The 16,914-nt window shown below is 46.9% G+C and carries 8 protein-coding genes; 3 read left to right on the top strand and 5 right to left on the bottom strand.

The genetic code is table 11. From position 1 onward, the window contains the following. Positions 1-44 precede the first annotated feature (44 nt). Entirely contained in the window at positions 45-3,353 is a 3,309-nt protein-coding gene (locus tag KN811_RS13240; protein ID WP_216334852.1) for a SusC/RagA family TonB-linked outer membrane protein, read from the bottom strand. A gap of 648 nt (positions 3,354-4,001) precedes the next feature. Here KN811_RS13240 and KN811_RS13235 point away from each other — a divergent pair. Then, positions 4,002-5,078 carry an ATP-grasp domain-containing protein gene (locus tag KN811_RS13235; RefSeq protein ID WP_187963619.1) on the top strand — a complete coding sequence of 359 codons (1,077 nt, stop codon included), beginning with the start codon at positions 4,002-4,004 and terminating at the stop codon, positions 5,076-5,078. Between the two features lie 243 nt (positions 5,079-5,321). On the opposite strand, the gene KN811_RS13230 is transcribed toward KN811_RS13235, so the two are convergent. From KN811_RS13230 to KN811_RS13220, 3 genes are all read right to left on the bottom strand, one after another. Beyond that, positions 5,322-7,034 (bottom strand): RagB/SusD family nutrient uptake outer membrane protein, encoded by a 1,713-nt coding sequence (locus KN811_RS13230; protein ID WP_187963618.1) that lies wholly within the window; start codon positions 7,032-7,034, stop codon positions 5,322-5,324. Between the two features lie 11 nt (positions 7,035-7,045). Next, positions 7,046-10,150, bottom strand: coding sequence for a SusC/RagA family TonB-linked outer membrane protein (locus tag KN811_RS13225; RefSeq protein ID WP_187963617.1), 3,105 nt, complete (start codon positions 10,148-10,150; stop codon positions 7,046-7,048). 263 nt (positions 10,151-10,413) lie between these two features. After that, complete coding sequence (locus tag KN811_RS13220) at positions 10,414-11,394, bottom strand: helix-turn-helix transcriptional regulator (protein ID WP_187963616.1); 981 nt, start codon at positions 11,392-11,394, stop codon at positions 10,414-10,416. Between the two features lie 199 nt (positions 11,395-11,593). Here KN811_RS13220 and KN811_RS13215 point away from each other — a divergent pair, with 199 nt between their 5' ends. Both KN811_RS13215 and KN811_RS13210 read left to right on the top strand, forming a co-directional pair. After that, positions 11,594-12,253 (top strand): class I SAM-dependent methyltransferase, encoded by a 660-nt coding sequence (locus KN811_RS13215; protein ID WP_187963615.1) that lies wholly within the window; start codon positions 11,594-11,596, stop codon positions 12,251-12,253. A 77-nt stretch (positions 12,254-12,330) separates the two neighbouring features. Then, positions 12,331-12,570: a hypothetical protein gene (locus KN811_RS13210; RefSeq protein ID WP_187963614.1), complete on the top strand. Its 240-nt coding sequence runs from the start codon at positions 12,331-12,333 to the stop codon at positions 12,568-12,570. A gap of 27 nt (positions 12,571-12,597) precedes the next feature. On the opposite strand, the gene KN811_RS13205 is transcribed toward KN811_RS13210, so the two are convergent. Continuing rightward, complete coding sequence (locus KN811_RS13205; RefSeq protein ID WP_187963613.1) at positions 12,598-16,464, bottom strand: TIM-barrel domain-containing protein; 3,867 nt, start codon at positions 16,462-16,464, stop codon at positions 12,598-12,600. Positions 16,465-16,914: the final 450 nt, after the last annotated feature.

The raw sequence follows: 16,914 nt of genomic DNA, 5'->3' as shown, positions 1-16,914 counted from the left end.
AATTTATATTTGTTAAAACATTCTCAAATCTCATGCCTCATATCCTAAAAGGTAACACTGAATCCCAGCAGGTATTGGCGCGGTACCGGATAAACCCCCATATCCACTCCGGGAGCCGAAAACGTGGATGAATACTGGCTTACCTCCGGATCCATCCCGGTGTAATCGGTAATGGTGAACAGGTTGGTTGCACTGGCATAGACCCTGAGTTTGGACACATGCCCCTGAAAAACCTTCTCCACGGGCACAGTATACCCTATCTGCAGGTTCTTCATCCGGAAAAAACTGCCATCCTGCACATAGTAACTGGAGGACTGGCGCTCAAAAGTCGGTGCATCGGCATAAGCCGAAGGTATTGTACTGTTCGGGTTTTCCGGGCTCCACGCGTTCAGCGTACGGGTGCTCACCGCACCCGGAAATGCAAAGAGATCGGTATATTGGCGGGTCAGCTGAAAAATGTCATTGCCCTGAGACCCGTTAAAGAACATACTGATATCAAAGCGTTTGTACTCAGCATTCAGGCTAAGGGAATAAATAAAATCGGGGTGCGGGTTGCCTATAACCGTACGATCATCTCCATCGATCGCTCCATCCCCGTTAATATCGGCAAACTTAAAGCCTCCCACCCGGGCATTTTCATACGAAGGGGTGTTGGAAATATCCTCCTTGCTCTGGAAAATACCATCCACCTGATATCCATAGAAGGCCCCGAATGGTGCCCCGGCCTTCAATACCGAGGTTGTTACACCCCGTAGCGTCAGATAGGGCTGTTCGGTAACGGTCGGTGCCAGCTCAATGACATCGTTGTTATACTTGGAGAAAAACGCCCCCACATCAAACCGGAAATCGCCTTCGCCCGCATACGGGTTAAAGTGATAGTTAACCCCGACCTCAACACCTGCATTCTTGATCTTTCCGGTGTTGACAAAGGGTGAATCACCTGTACCCACGGCGGCGGCGGGCTGTGGAACGGGATATAGTACCCCGTCGGTGCGCCGGTCGAACCACTCGATCGAGCCGTCTATCCTATTGTCGAACAGGGTGAAATCGAGCCCCAGGTTTATCGACTTCAGTTCTTCCCACTTCACGTCCTGGTTGTCGTAATTACTGGTCCACAATCCGCTGACGAGGTCATTGCCCCCGCCAATGGGATAGAAGGATTGGTTAATCCGGGAAGCATACTGCCTCAGGTACTGGAAAGTGGGGATACGCTGGTTACCGGTAACCCCGTAGCCCGCCCTGAATTTCAGGTCGTCCAGCCAGGAAACCGGCTCCATAAACTTCTCGTTGGACAATCGCCAGGCAAGGCTGGCTGCGGGGAAAGTACCGTACCTGTTATCCGGGCCAAAGTTGGAAGACCCGTCGCGCCGTACGGTAGCCGAAAACAAATACCGGTCGTCGAATGAATAATCCACCCGGCCAAAAACAGAGAACAGGGCACTTTTGGCCCCCACACTGTTGGCCGAGGTGTTGGCCGCTGTGCCGAGGTAATAATAATCGAGATCGCCGGATATAAAGAAATCATTCCCGTTACCGATCAACTGCCGGAAATTATACTCCACGGCTTCGGTCCCTGCAAGTACTGTGAGATTGTGTATGTCGTTGAACGTGGTTTTGTACGTAGCGGTATTAGACCATGTCCATTCCCTGTTGTACCCCTGGTACTCTTCCAGGGTATTGTTTGTGTAACTTCCCTCTGAACGTTCCGGGTTGGGATACCCGATGGTCCTGCCGTTGAAGCTCTCATAGCGTATACCGAAGGTAGTCCGGAAGTTGAGGCCTTCGAGCAGTTCGAGATCCGCATAAGTGCTCCCGAAAAACTGGTTGCTTTTGCTGACATTGTCCTTGGCGCGGTACAATACCGCCAGCGGGTTATCGGCGTTGCCCATTTTATCGCCCTTGGTACCGGCAAAATTGCCATTGATATCATACACCGGTACGATAGTCTGTATACGATACGCCCAGCCGATGGGTGAATCTTCGGCCTGGTAGTCACCAGACCTATTCTCATTAACACCAAATCCAACTCCTTTGGTCGCGGAATACTGCATATTTTCCCCGATCGTCAGCCGGTCGTCGAGAAAGGTAAACTGGCTGTTGCTGCGAACGGTATACCGTTCAAACCCGGTATGATGGAAAGTACCATCCTGTTTGAAGGCACTTGCACTGAACGCATAGGTAGCATTCTCCCCGCCGCCGAGTATGCTCAACTGGTGGTTTCGTATGGGCGCACTACGCGTGATCTCTTCAAACCAGTTGGTCCCGGCCTGGTTGGCCTTGACAATGGTATAGTACTGTTCCGGGTCCATCACATAACGGTAGTTCGAGGGGTCGGCATCTGCTGCAGTGATATCGTGCCCTGTTTTTGTACCGGCCAGCAGGTATTCGGGCAGGGTTGGCCGGGTCGGGTCTGATCCATAATTGGTGCCGGTGGTACCAGGATTACCCGGACCTGGTTCACCTCCTGCATTTATGTATTGCCGGTACACATACTCTCCATACTGTTGCGGGTTCAGGAAATCGGGGAAACGGCCCCGGTTCGGCACCTGTGTTCCGTAATAGGTGTCAAATGTAATACGGGGTTTTCCCTTTACCCCTTTGCGGGTGGTGACAATAACCACACCGTTATTGGCACGGGCACCGTAAATGGATGCCGCAGAAGCGTCCTTCAGCACCTGCATGCTTTCAATGTCATTGGAGCTCAACCAGCTCAGCTTTCCTTCATAGGGCATCCCGTCAATGATATACAGCGGATCGTTATTATTAATGGTACTGAATCCCCGGATACGTATCTGCGGAGTGGCTCCCGGTGCCCCGTTGTTAATGATCTGTACACCGGTGGCTTTTCCCTGTAAGCCTTCGACAGGGCTGGCGGCGGGCTGTTGTTTCAACTCATTTACATCCACTACGGCCACTGCCCCTGTAAGATCCTTTTTACGCTGTGTACCGTAACCTACAACCACCACTTCCTCCAGCTGGGCCAGGTCTTCCTGGAGCGTAACGTTGATCACTTCTCTTCCGTCCACGGGCACCTCCACGGTTTTAAAACCCACATAAGACACTACCAGGACCGCATCAGGGCCGCTTACCTCTATGGCATAATTACCATCAAAATCGGCTACCACGCCATTGCTTGTGCCTTTTTCCATAACGCTTGCCCCCACCAGGGGAGCACCATTTCCATCAGTTATGGTCCCGGTCACGGATAAAAATGCTGTGGCCCTTTTTTCCTTCACTCCTTCCGGGGGTATCCCGAATGCATGCACAGATGTCACCAGCATGCAACAAAAAAGCAAAATACAGGACGTATTTTGCCTTGTCATACGAATCTTTAAAAATAGTTTTCTTCTCATAAATCAAAGTTTGTTAGTTGTTGATAGTGTGCTACTTACACGTAAAATCAGTTTCAAAAAATATGACAAGGCCCCATAAATATTAATACTTCTGTTTATGTTTATTGGTTTGACGAAAAGGTATTCCTGTCATACTCATTTTGCTGAAACGCATAAGTTATTTCCTCAAAAAAAGTAAGACATAAAAAACATCTTTCTCTTTATGAAGTAACATTAGGTCAGGCAAAAGTTTTAAAGTAGGATTATTAAATTTTCCTTAAAAAAATTTTATACGAACGACATGGTTTTTGTCACAGACGACACATATCGACATACAAATGCAATTATAAGCAATTTAAATGTAAAAACATTAATGATAAATCAATAAAATAGTTAATAATAAAACAATACAATTTATTTCTATTTATTAATATAATCCTAAAAATCAGCAAGATAAAAAGTTTTCATACAAAAAAATTGTAAAAATATTATTGCCCGGAATACCTTAGTATACAGATTAGAAACCTAAATATTCAAGCAATTTCTTACGCCATAAATAGTACGATAAATTTATCCCCGAACAAACCGCCGGATGATTTTATCTTCCCTTTTAGTTTATCCCGCGGGCGATTATTTGTATTTTTAAACTCCTGACCACAACATCGTTCCATGGAGCCAGAAAACATCAAAGACCATCCTGAACCGGTTGCCATCTTATACCAGGCGGCTGCTCCCCCCTCCAAAAACGGGGTCAGAAAGCCTGTAAAACCCGGGGGCTATGCAGACAGTGGTGCCGATATTGCATATACGCTTGCTCTGGCCGGAATACCCGTAATAACCCCGGTAAACCAGCCGGACATCTACAAAGACACCGATTGGGTTTTCCCGGATACGATCTCCGGCATTACTTCGGCACTCCACCGAGGGGCGCGGAAATTGTGGCTCAATACGGTCCTTTATGCAACCCATCCTGTAAGCCGGTTCAGAGACCAAGACATCAAGATCATAGGCCAGGTTCCGGACACTACGGATCTGTATGACGATAAGTGGGTGACCAACCGCTTGCTAAAAAATAACGCTCTCCCCATCCCCCCGGCTGTCCTGATATCGGAAAAGAACCACACGGAAGTTTCTTCCCGTATTTCTTTCCCCGTTGTCCTTAAACCCCTGCGAGGGAGGGGAAGTGAGGGTGTAACGGTTGTGCACAACAACAAGGAACTGACAGGGAGACTGGCCGATATTTTCGATTCGGGGAAGTTTGGCAACACGGTATATGCGGAAGAATACCTGCCGGGACAGGAAGTCACTATTACAGTAATGCCTCCCGGAAAATATAAATTCCCGGAAGCGGAAAAAGAGTTTTCAGATCACTGGTGCCTGCCGGCAGTTAAAAGGCTCCATCACCAAAACGGGATCGCTCCGTACAATGGTACCGTGGCCGTGATCAGGAATAGTGCTGTACTAGAAGACAGTGAACTGCTTTCGGATGCCATACGGGAGTTATACCTGCATTGTGAAAAAGCTGCGTCCCTGGTTGATGCCAGGGCTCCCATACGTATAGACTGCAGAAGTGACAGCAGGGGAAAATACCATCTGTTTGACCTCAACCTGAAACCCAATATGACCGGGGCTTCCCGCCCTCACCGGAAAGACCAGGACAGCCTTACCGCCCTGGCTGCGCGAAAAGCAGGATGGAATTATACAGACCTGCTGGCCAATATGCTCCGGCAGGGTTGGGAGTGGTGAATTGAACGCAGGGTTATCATGCTTTACCATTCCGTACAGCAACGAATAAAATACTTTTTTAGAAACAAAAAAACGGGACTGTCTCAAAAGTCTGTACCCGTCATGCTGATTGTTTCAGCATCTCATTCCACTTGTCCGATCAGTGTTATGGGACCCTGAAACAAGTTCAGGGTGACGGAAAAAGTACTTTTAAAAGACAGTCCCGTTTTTGCATTTAAAATCGTTCGGCTACTTACCCGTCCATTATTGCGTCGGGTTTTGTGTCAGTGTACCCGGATAAGAGTTAATGGCATCCTGGGGAATATAGTATATGACACGGAAGTCGGTAGCCGGAATATCCTCAAATTGTTTGTGAGGCCCCGGATAGTGACGGGTCAATGCTACTCCGTTACGGAATACGTCAAAACTGCGCTCTGCCTGGTAGGCGAGTTCCAGTTGACGTTCCTTGTCGATCCGCTCACTTGCGTTGGAAGCATCCAGGCCGCTGTATGCCCCGTCTACGATAGAACGCGTTCTGATGGTGTTGAGATCGGCCAGTGCCGCGCTGTAATTTCCGAGTTTGGCATAGGCTTCGGCACGGTTCAGGTAAATTTCACCCAACCGGCTGATCACCGGGGAATGCAGGTGGGATTCCTCTCCTTCACGCGATGCTTTTGTAATGTAGAACTGCGGATATACACGATTCAGTGCAATGTAGTTGTCTATGACACCTGTATATGTATTCCCGTCTTTATACTGGATAGAATAGATCTCCTGTTCAGCATCGACCGGAGTGAGTGTATAGCTATCGTCCCCATCCTTGCATGTTATTGTGCCCCCGCTACGGCTGGTCTGTGCCTGTACATAGTTTAGGACATTCTCGCCATCCTGCTTCACAAAACGGAACACTTCGGTATATTCTCCGGTGTCCGCATTCTGCTCATAGGTAGGTTCGATAAAAGCGGCACGTGCGTCTACCATATTATAGCTGTCCGGGCGCCAGTCGTTACGGCCGGTCTCGTTCAGCAGGTCGATATATTTGGCGCTGGCGTACATTTCTCCCCAGCCCATACCGCCGATGTTGGCATACATACCGCCAACACCATAGTAATGGTCAAAGCCCGAAAATTCCGAAGCTACGCGTTTTACGGCAAATATGGTCTCTGCATTGTTTTCCGGAACAAAAGTATTGTATTTCATAAACTGCTCTCTTGGCAGCAATGAATACTTTCCGGAATTGATCACCTTGTCTGCATATTCTACAGACAGTTGTGCAAATTCTGTGTTAGGCGCTTCATAGGTGCCGCTCATATAAAGATAAATGCGCGACAGCATAGCCTGGGCCGCTTCTTTTGAAGCAAAAATATGCCCTTTGTCCAGGGTGAGCAGTTCTTCGGCCTTCTTCAGGTCGCCGATGGCCTGCTCGTAGGTTTCCTTAACCGTTGCGCGGTCGGGAAGTTCCAGGTTGATGACATCATCCGGAGTACCATTGACGATCGGCACGCCCAGGTTTGTTTCCGGGTTCTGATAATACGGACGTCCGAATGCGCGGCACAGGTAGAAGTACATCATACCCCGAACATAATAACATTCTCCCAGTTTATTATCGAACTCCGCATCCCGTCCCTCTTCGAACATATTGATAATATTGGACGCCTGGGCAATGGCCTTATACCCGTAGTCCCAAAACTGGGTCAACCGATAGTTGTTCGGCGTACGGGAATAGGATATAAATTCGTAAAAGGCATCCGTAGACGAACCGCGGATCATCATATTATCACCTGCATATTCTCCCAGTCGGTGCATGGGGTCGGACCAGACTTTTAACTGGGCATACATCCCGTTGATCAAAGATTCGAGATTGGCATCGGGATCATTAACTACATTCTCTGCATCCAGGGCTCCATAGGGGTCCCGGTCTATATCACAGGCCGAGAACGCTGTTATGGCCAGTATGGCTATAAATATCTTTTTCATTGTTTTTCGGTTTAAAATGTCACATTAAGTCCAAGCATAAATCTACGGGTGGCAGGATACACAGAGGGGCTAGTCGATCCCAGGACGGTAAGGGTCCCATCATCTTCTTCCTTAACAGGGATCTCCGGATCAACTCCCGAGTAATCGGTGATGGTAAACAGGTTTTCCCCGGTAAAGAATACACGTAAATTATCGATCTTATACTGGCTTAGGTCAAAATTGTATCCCAGGGTAATCGAACGCATTTTAAAGAAGTCGCTCTTTTCCAGGTAACGCGTAGAGGTGGCATTACCCTTGTCCTGGTTATTATACCTTGCCACAGGGTGCGTGGCATGATCGCCCGGTTTTTCCCAACGGCTCCAGCCTGACTGAAGTTTCATCTGGTTACGGTCCGTATAGGTTCCGTCAGAATCGTATTCCTGGCGGGAATAGTTGTAGATCTTACCGCCGATCGAATATCCGAATACCGCACTCATGTCGAACCGTTTATAAGTTAATGCGGTGGAAATCCCCCCGAAAAGATCGGGCGAAACTTTCCCGGTTTTTTCAAATGTGGCTTCGGCGTAGTTTGAAGTGGTGGTGCGCGACAGTTCGTTCCCGTCTGCGTCCCTTTCAACTTTATACCACATGGGCAACCCGTTTTCCGGGTTTACACCGGCCCATTCTTTCAGGTAATAGGTGTCTGCCGGGTGGCCGGGCTCCAGCAGCCGTTGTGCAGAACCGGCAATACCCAGACCATCGTCATCGATGATCGGCTTGACCACATAATTACCACTGGCATCTTTTGTTTTATAGAGTTTGGTCAGTTCATTGACGTTATGCCCCATATTTACGTCCAGGCTCCAGGTCAGGTCTTCGTTGCGGATAATATCGCCGCCAACGGTAAGCTCGATCCCCTTGTTCTTCATCTCCCCTATATTTCGCCAGATACTGGTAATACCCGTCACCCCGCTAACCGGGACCTTGTAAAGAATATTATCCGTATTTTTCACATAATAATCAAATGTAAGCCTTGCACGGTTATTAAAGAACCTGGCATCTACCCCAATACCGGCAGTATATGTTTTTTCCCAGGTCAGGTCCTTATTTCCTTTTTGGCCAATCAGTGCTCCCGGAGTTTCGTTATAACTCTCCTGGTTACGTGCATAATAGAGGTCGTATTGCGGATACAGGGCACTCGGCCTGTTCCCTACGGAACCATAAGAAGCCCGGAGTTTCAGGGCATCTACCCAATCCGCTTTAAACCAATCTTCGCGGTTGATATTCCATCCTCCGCTGACCGAAAAGAAATTACCGTATTTGGCATTGTCTCCAAAATTGGATGCTCCGTCCCTACGGAAAGAGACCTGGGCCAGGTATTTATTGTCATATGCATAATTCGCATTGAAAAGAAACGACTGTACAGCCCATTCATCTCTGCTGCCTTTAGTTCGTTCTGGTTTAGCTACAACATCCAGCACTTCAAAACCGGGGATAAACCCGGTACCGTAAACATCGAGGATATCCCGTCGGTAATCGTTAAATTCATAAGCTAACAAGCCGTTGACATCGTGCTTGTCCCAGGTTTTGTTAAATCGCAGTATCTGGTTGGTATACCGGCGTGTATACTCCGTGCGCTTGTCTTTCAAACGCCCGATCACACTCTCCCCTTCATTGGACCGGGGATCGACATAACCCGTTTCCTTAAAGTTAATATAGCGATAGTTGTTGACCGAAGAAAAGGTCAGCCAGTCGGTCAGCCTGATATCGAAATCCATATTCCCCATAAACTCATAATTCCTGTTCTCGGAATGATTCCACTGCAGGTCGTACAGGTAATTGGTACTGGCACTGTTCACCCAGCCACTGTAACGGTGAGGTACCAGGTTCCCTTCTTCGTCGTAAGGGCTGTCCCACGGCAGGTTGGAGTACATGGCCGTTGTAGAATACTGCCGGTCTTCCACTTTGCGGAGCGAACCTACCAGCGAGGGCTTTACGGTTAACCATTCAAAAGGCTTATACTCGGTTTTAAAACGAAAGTTATAACGATTATAGTCATACCCTTTTACAGCCCCTTCCTCGTCGTAATAGCCAACGGACATAAAAGACCGGAGTGTTTCGGTCCCTCCCTGGATGGAGACATTATAATTCTGGGTAAAACCGCTTTTTGTGGCCAGATCCCACCAGTCGAAGTTGCTGTTGCGCAGTTCGGGATTCCAGCGTGGAAATGATATTTCGCCGGCATTGGCAAACGAAGCGTAATAGTCATACAGTTCAGCCCCGTTCATCATTTCCAGGTTCCCGTTATTAAGCTGACTAAAACCTACTTTAGAGGAAACATTTATCGAGGTTTTCCCTGTTTTGGCCCGCTTTGTCGTTACTACAATCACTCCATTGGCTCCCTGGGATCCGTAGATGGCTGTCGAAGCTGCGTCTTTCAGGATGGTCATGGATTCGATATCGTCCGGGTTCAGGTCGCCTGCTCCCGAACCTACGATGACACCGTCAATGACCCACAACGGGCTTGTGGTCCCGCTTAAGGTAGCCTGCCCGCGGATAACAACCCCGCCTCTCGCACCGGGTTTTCCCGATCCCGGGGCCACAAATACCCCGGGAGCTTTTCCGTTCAGCATATTTTCAACCGAAGGTGTGGTCACATTCCTCAGGTCATCGCCTTTAACGGTCTGTAAAGCCCCGGTGAGGCTCTCCCTTTTCTGGGCGCTATACCCTACTACGACCACTTCTTCCAGGTTGGCCACATCCTCTTTCAGGGTAATATTGATCTCGGAACGGCCGTTGACTTCAACTTCCGTCGATACAAATCCCATATAAGATACGACCAATACCGCATCATCACTGCTTACTTCTATGGAAAAATTACCGTCGAAATCGGCTACGACACCATTGGTCGTCCCTTTTTCCATGACACTTGCCCCGGCGAGGGGCATACCGTCTTCTGAAGTGATCGTTCCTGTTACGGACAAAAAGGCTTTCAACCCTTTTTCCTTTGTTTCCCTGTCTCCTTCCGGAGAGATCCCGAATGCGTGTACGGATGTCATTAACATACAGCACAAAAGCAACATACAGGATGTACTTCGCGGGATCGTACACACTTTCCCAAAAAGTTCTCTTTTCATAAATTGAGTTTGTTAGTTGTTAGTAGAATTATTCTTACACATATTAAACCTGCTCAAACATTTTGAACCTGTTTAAATTTCTTCCAATGACCCGCAAAAAAGCCTTAAATTCTAAGGTTTTTTATGAACCAAGGATATGTGCACGAACACATGTTACGTGGCGAAGGTAATAATTTTCACGGGATTACAAAATTATATTTTGGGGAATGCCGGGTTGTGACCTTCGGAAGGGGGGGATGTTGAGATCAACAGCAGAAATACGTCTAATGCTTATACTTTCCCGGGGTTATCCCGTATTTCTTTTTGAATGCCGTTGTAAAATACTGAGGGTTCTGATAGCCGCAGAAATCTGCTATTTCCGGGATGGTCTTTTTTCCCGATAAAAGCAGGAGTTTTGCTTCTTCGAGGCGCAGGTCTCTCAAATACCGGAAAACCGTTGTCCCGAAAACCGTCCTGAACCCTTTTTTTAGCTTGAATTCATTCAGGCCTGCCTTTCTGGACAACTGGTCGAGGGAAAACGCCTCGCTGTAATGCTCTTGCAGAAACGATTTGAGGTCATGCAGCTTTTCCACATCCTCTTTTTGCAACTCCATTATGGGGCTTTCCTGGTATTGCTCAATCTGAAGGGTGAGGAGTTCCAGCACTTTCGATTCCAGAAAAAGACGTTTAAAAACACCGGTTTTTTCACATTGTAATATCTCGTGGATCACCCGGTACATTTCGGCTGTAATAAACCTGTTCCGCTCCCCGATGAAGGTCTGCCTTTGTTTTTCCATACCGTCTAAAAGCCTGTCGAGCACGCCGGACCTGCCCTGGGCAAGCCTTTTAAAATAATCGGTTGTTAAATGAATCTCTAATATCTTACAGCTTGACTTCTGCTCAAAACCGTCTAAATAACCATCGAAATAAGGTGTGTAAAACAGGTTGTGTTCTCCCGAATTGAATTCGAAATACTGTAAACTGTTGTTAAATTTCACCTCGGTATGCCCCGAGAGCGCAAAATGCATTTCTATAACCGGGGTTTCACTTTCTGCCTTTAACCTTAAATTTCTTATGATATGGACCAAACCATATAAAATATGGATCCCGTCAAACCACTGTTCCACCCAGTGCCCCTGCATACAATCCCCGAAATTCAACTCAAAACGCGCTTCTTCGATAGATCCGGTTGTGACAAAATCCTCGGGAAACTCCCGCTGGTAAATAACCTCCTGTAAATCATCTGACCGTAATCTGAATTTCATACTTCTGTATTTATCTGATATTCATTAGGTTCAACAAATTTTATCACAACACACTACGGACCGGAAAACCCGGTGAAGGTGATATGCCTTATAAGAATCCGTTTAGTATAAAAAAAACTCCGTCTATTATAATTCCCCGACAAATATAATGCACATCTTTGTACAAAGATACTTATTTAGAATAAATCTAAATTATTTAATGCAAACGTCCACAGACCATAATGAATTGGCCGAGCAGTTGAAATGCCCGAAAGGCACAAAGGGTATCGGCATTGCCAACAACATGTTCGACACCAACAGGGATATGATCCTGAAAACGATAGAACTCCTGGAGATCCGGCCATGCGACGATATTCTTGAGATCGGTTTTGGCAATGCCCGGCACCTTCACGAACTTTTCAGGAAACATTCCCTGATATCGTATTCGGGCATAGACATCTCCGAGCTGATGGTTATGCAGGCCATGACGAACAATGCGGCCCTTATGGAAAAAAACGACATTGTTTTCCAGAAGACCGACGGGCTTTATATTCCCTTTGACCCGCGCTCCTTCGACGGCGTTTTTACGGTCAACACCCTGTATTTCTGGACAAATCCCCGGCAGCAACTCCGCGAAATACACAGGGTCCTCCTCGATCAGGGAAGGTTGTGTATGGGCATAGTTACTAAAAAATCTATGGAAAAACTACCATTTGCCGGTAAAGGATTCTGTTTGTATACGCCGCACGAGCTCCATCGGCTACTGGAAGATACGGGATTCAAAGTCCAAAAGTCCATAACGGCCAAAGAGCATGTAAAAAGTAACTCCGGGGAGCATATCACCCGGGAGTACTGTATTGTACAGGCACAGAAACTTTAAAATTTATAGTGAGTTTATTGAACTAACAAACAGCGGTAACAGATAGTACCCTGTTGAACTCAAACGGAACTGAAGACATGGAAAAGGAACAAACCCTTCAACCCACAGTGGAAATCTTTAAGACCAATGTCACCGACCTGGTTACAGCAGAGACCTGCATCCGGTTGTTGTCCCATCATTTTCCGGGCATAAGCATACATTTTGACCTGGAGGACTGTGATCATATTCTCCGGGTGGAAGGATATGAAATAAATACACACAAGATCATCGACTTGCTCCGTTCCATTCAGTTACATTGTTCTCTATTTCCGGAATAGCAGCTGGGAGTCCGAATATATTACAACTCAATCGAAAGTAACAGTATCCAGGTTTTTATCTACTAAAATACCATCTTTGGGAGTTAAGTCAAATTTGAGTTTATGTTTTGCCCTGAATTTGATCATAAACAGATCCGCACTGTCTTCAAGAGGTTTTTGCTGACCTATATGAATAAAGGTAGGATACAGGGCCTGCACTCCATTGGTGTGTAACCTGTTGTTCGTTAAATTCTCCATATGTCCCGTATCCAAGGATTCTACTCCCAGAAACTCATAATCTTTGGTGTCGTATGGCAATGCAAAGCTCAGCGCATTGACTGACCTGAGGTCCGAGCCTTTCACGGTGATCTCTACAATTTCATTTTTATTGTAATGTTGTTTAGGTGTACTGATCTTAAGTTTTCCGGCCACTTTTTCAATTTCAGTATGATCCACTCCTCCTTTTAATTGAGTAGCTACCACGGAAATATCATAGGCATCGATGAGCCCGTTCTTATTTACATCACCGTTGCTTACGTAGCCTTCGAAATCGGCATCACCTGTTCGAAGTCCTGTATAGTTGGTGTAGGAGGTCAGGTCGTTGCTGTCTATGAGCCCGTCATTATTAATATCGCCCGGCAAATAGCTTTCCGTTCCGGGGACCTTAAAAACATAGAGTTCCCGTCCGGAACCATATCCTCCAACACCTTCGGTCACTGAAATTTTGATATAGCGTGCGGTGGGATGTGCCTTAAAACTGAATTCCCCGATGTTTTTGTCATCGCGCTCCCATTCAAAATCACCGGCATGCGTCCAGTTTTGTTTGTCGTTACCGTAGTACACTTTTCCTTTCAATAAAATACCATTGCCTTTTCCTTTTCTCGGCAGGTACTGGAATTTGTCGAGCTGGTTGAACGACTTCAGGTCCATGATTATTTCAAAGGGTACGGATTTTTCTCCCCATACGGTATGCCACATATTTCCTTCGTCAAAATCGAAGAGTTTAGCGATCTCATAACCGCCCTGGTTTTTTACGCTGGTCTCTCCGACGATCCCCCGGATGGCAAATTCCAGCGGATTCGACTTCGTTCTGGACTTAAATCCGGTCCATTCGGAAACCCCGTCTTTATTCACAGCCCGAAGCTTAAAGGCATAGTCGGTCTCGGCTTCCAGGCCTTCAAAGAGATATGAGGTTTCTTTGATGGTCGTATAACGCATATCGTTAAAATCGATCTCGTAATAATCGGCATTATTCACCTTGTCCCAGGTGGGCCTCAAGGTGTAGGCTTCGATATTTTCTTCGTTGACCTGTGCATTTTGCGGCGTGGTGAGAGGCCCGGAAGTTACTTTTTGTCTGTCCTCCGGTTTAAATTTAAAGCCCTTGACCTGCAATGCAATATTACCGGTTGTCACATCTGTTTTCCCGATCTTTACAAGAAGCCGGGGATTTTTAATCACGAAAACATTTTCAAACGGGCTTCCCTTGGTTGAGAACCTGTTGAAGTCCGGTTGTTCATCATAGAAATACACATTTGTTTTATCCCGGAATTCATCCCTGGTATGGACTTCCTGCAATTTTACTTTCTTTCGGGCAATGCGGGCCGATATTTTTTTAGGTTTTTCGGTAACATTGATCCGGAATTCGGTGATCTTTTCTTTGACCAGCCCATCGTACATTCCTTCTGTGGGATGAACGGTAAGGCTAAGGTTGTTTTTCTGATCGACCCGGGATTCGATCCTGGTATAGGCCCCGCTACCTTTTTTATAGGCTTCGGTTAGTCCGTCATCGTCATATTCGGTAAACGAAGAATTTCCCGAGGGATACACATCATATATACGCAGGTTTTTATCGATCTCCGAAACATTATTATTGGCATTGGCCATAGGGATAATGGCTCCTCTTTTTACAAAAACGGGAAGTTTCCAAAGCGGGCTGGAGAAACTGTTGATGATCTGCCCTCCTTTGTATTCTTCGCCTGTAAAGTAATCGACCCACAGGCCTTCTGGCAGATAGATGCCGTTCCGGATATCATTTCCCTCGTCGTCTGCTTTTGTTTCCTGATATATGGGAGCCACCAGGAAACCGGGGCCGAACATAAACTGATACTGGGTTGATATCCCCTGTGTATAAGGATTTTTCTCTTCCAGAAACATGGCCCGTATCATCGGCAGGCCGTTTACCGCTTCTTTGGCTATACTGTAAGTGTAGGGAACAAGTTGGGATTTTAGTTTCAGATAGTTCCTGTTGATCGAAGTTGCGGGTTCTCCCAGGGCGTGGGGATATTTTTCATTGGCTCCCCAGCCATCCATGTTGAGCTGCATGGGGGTAAAGGTTTTCCATTGAAAATCCCTGGTGTTCACCACCGGGTTCTTACCTCCGAAGATCCCATCCATATCGGAGGTGATATTGGGTTGCCCGGACAGGCCCGAACCTATGTATGTAGGAATGTGGAAGCGTATGTATTCCCAAACGCCCCCGGTCTGGTCTCCCGACCATATACCGGCATAACGCTGTGTCCCGGCCCAACCGTCCAGGGAAATGATAAACGGCCTGGCATTATTACCGTATTCGGGCATGATCTGCCCTACATCGGCAACCCCGTTAAGCCCGAAAGAGTAACCTGCACCTACCCATGCCACATCGGTTTTGAGTACCCTTACACCGGCATCGCGGACTTCCTTGACGATATCTCTCTGTAAGAGGGCACTTATTCCTTCTTTGGGATGCAGGTCAGATTGCGTCCACAACCCTATTTCAACACCATTTTTACGGGCATAGTCTCCCAGTTCTTTGAGGTTCTGGATATTTCCGTCCAGCGTTTCGGTCTGTCCGTAGCCGGCGCCATAACCATCATTGGGCAGGAGCCATCCCAGGGGCATGTCGTTACTTTTATAACGGTCGATCACTGCGCGGGCCGAAAACTGGTAGTTGTCTTTTTCGCCGTTCAGGGATTCCCTGGTCCCGCTACTGTCTTTCTGGCTTTCTTTATAATGTTTGCCATCTTCAAAGAGAATGCCTTTTTCATCTTCTTTCCAGTAATCACGGTTATAGGCATTCAGGTGACCTTCGTAAAGCCCGAATTTGGGCAGTAAGACCGGGTTGCCCGTCAACTGATAGAAGTCATTAAGCAGATTTGTAACCCCGTCATTAACCATAAAGAACACATCGAGATAATCTGTTTCATGGTACAGCTCTACCCTGCCTTTTTCCCGGGCTCCGAAATCGTATTTCCCTTTTTTAAAGGTATACCACATTAAACCGTAACCGTTGGACGACCAATAGAAAGGTGTGGGAGAAGCGACTCCCCCGTCCGTCCAGCTATTCTGGTTTTCGATAGCTATGCTTTTTCCCTTGTGGGAAAACCTGCCGTTCTGCACCCCTCCCCCGTAAAAATATTCGTCCGGGTTTTCCTTTAAAGACAGGCTGACCTTTTTTTTATCGAAGGTAATTGGTTCCAGTTCTTCAACAACCACATTCCCTGTCCGCAGATCTGTGACCTTAAAAAGCGAAGTCTTCTTGTCCAGGGAGACCTGTATTTTATCCGTTATTATAGATGCCGTACGGTCATCCTCCGATATACTGAGTTTAGCGATATCCTTTCTGGGGTTGCCGACCAGAATTTCGGCTTCCGGTTTGGCTTCAGGGCTCCGCATTCCTTTTCCGGAATTGTCCTGAAAAAGCCTGAAAATATGGTCTCCGTAAAAATCAAAAAGCATTTTGTGCCGGTCGGAGAACGTAATTTCTACCGTGGTGGCATTGATCTTTTTTATACCAACGATCTCCTGGTTTTGACCGGCCGGTCTGTCTGCCTTCTGTGTTACGGAATATTCCCGGGCTATGGCATGAGTGGGGATAGTGCCTAAAAAAACAAACAGGGCCACGGCGCAATGCGCAACAACATATTTTATTTTCATTTCCCTTTTTTATCTGTTAAATCAATATCATGAAAATGTGTACGAACACATAACAATGGGCGAAGATAGTGATTTTTCCGGGATCCCGGCATTATCAACTTCCGGTTTATATCAAATTCAACAGATCGGGGGTCTCGATACCCTTCGGTTGTACTCAGGGCAACACACTGCTCCTGCGTCACAGCACTCGACCTGACGGGCTCAAGACGACGCACCGCTCTTTAGTCGCAGCCCAATCTAATGATATAAGAATTGTGATGAGCCTGTCACTTCCAGACTGAATGTTTTGGCAACCGTCCGGATTGATCATGGCATTTATAAAATCTTTGTGAAACTCTGTGTACCTCTGTGCAACTTTGTGTCATAGTCTATTTCACAGAGGCACACAGAGGTACACAGAGGTTTCACAGAGAACCACAGAATAAATCTATTATTGGTAGCAGTATTTAA

The organism is Sinomicrobium weinanense, assembly GCF_018863395.1.
Lineage (GTDB): Bacteria > Bacteroidota > Bacteroidia > Flavobacteriales > Flavobacteriaceae > Sinomicrobium > Sinomicrobium weinanense.
The sequence above is the reverse complement of the archived record's forward strand: the minus strand, read 5'-3'. Positions and strand labels throughout refer to the sequence as shown.

What these genes read in the sequence shown, in the direction of transcription:
- KN811_RS13220 (WP_187963616.1), bottom strand. Translation starts at nt 11,394, where the DNA reads ATGAAATTCAGATTACGGTCAGATGATTTACAGGAGGTTATTTACCAG.
- KN811_RS13240 (WP_216334852.1), bottom strand. Translation starts at nt 3,353, where the DNA reads ATGAGAAGAAAACTATTTTTAAAGATTCGTATGACAAGGCAAAATACG.
- KN811_RS13225 (WP_187963617.1), bottom strand. Translation starts at nt 10,150, where the DNA reads ATGAAAAGAGAACTTTTTGGGAAAGTGTGTACGATCCCGCGAAGTACA.
- KN811_RS13210 (WP_187963614.1), top strand. Translation starts at nt 12,331, where the DNA reads ATGGAAAAGGAACAAACCCTTCAACCCACAGTGGAAATCTTTAAGACC.
- KN811_RS13230 (WP_187963618.1), bottom strand. Translation starts at nt 7,034, where the DNA reads ATGAAAAAGATATTTATAGCCATACTGGCCATAACAGCGTTCTCGGCC.
- KN811_RS13215 (WP_187963615.1), top strand. Translation starts at nt 11,594, where the DNA reads ATGCAAACGTCCACAGACCATAATGAATTGGCCGAGCAGTTGAAATGC.
- KN811_RS13205 (WP_187963613.1), bottom strand. Translation starts at nt 16,464, where the DNA reads ATGAAAATAAAATATGTTGTTGCGCATTGCGCCGTGGCCCTGTTTGTT.
- KN811_RS13235 (WP_187963619.1), top strand. Translation starts at nt 4,002, where the DNA reads ATGGAGCCAGAAAACATCAAAGACCATCCTGAACCGGTTGCCATCTTA.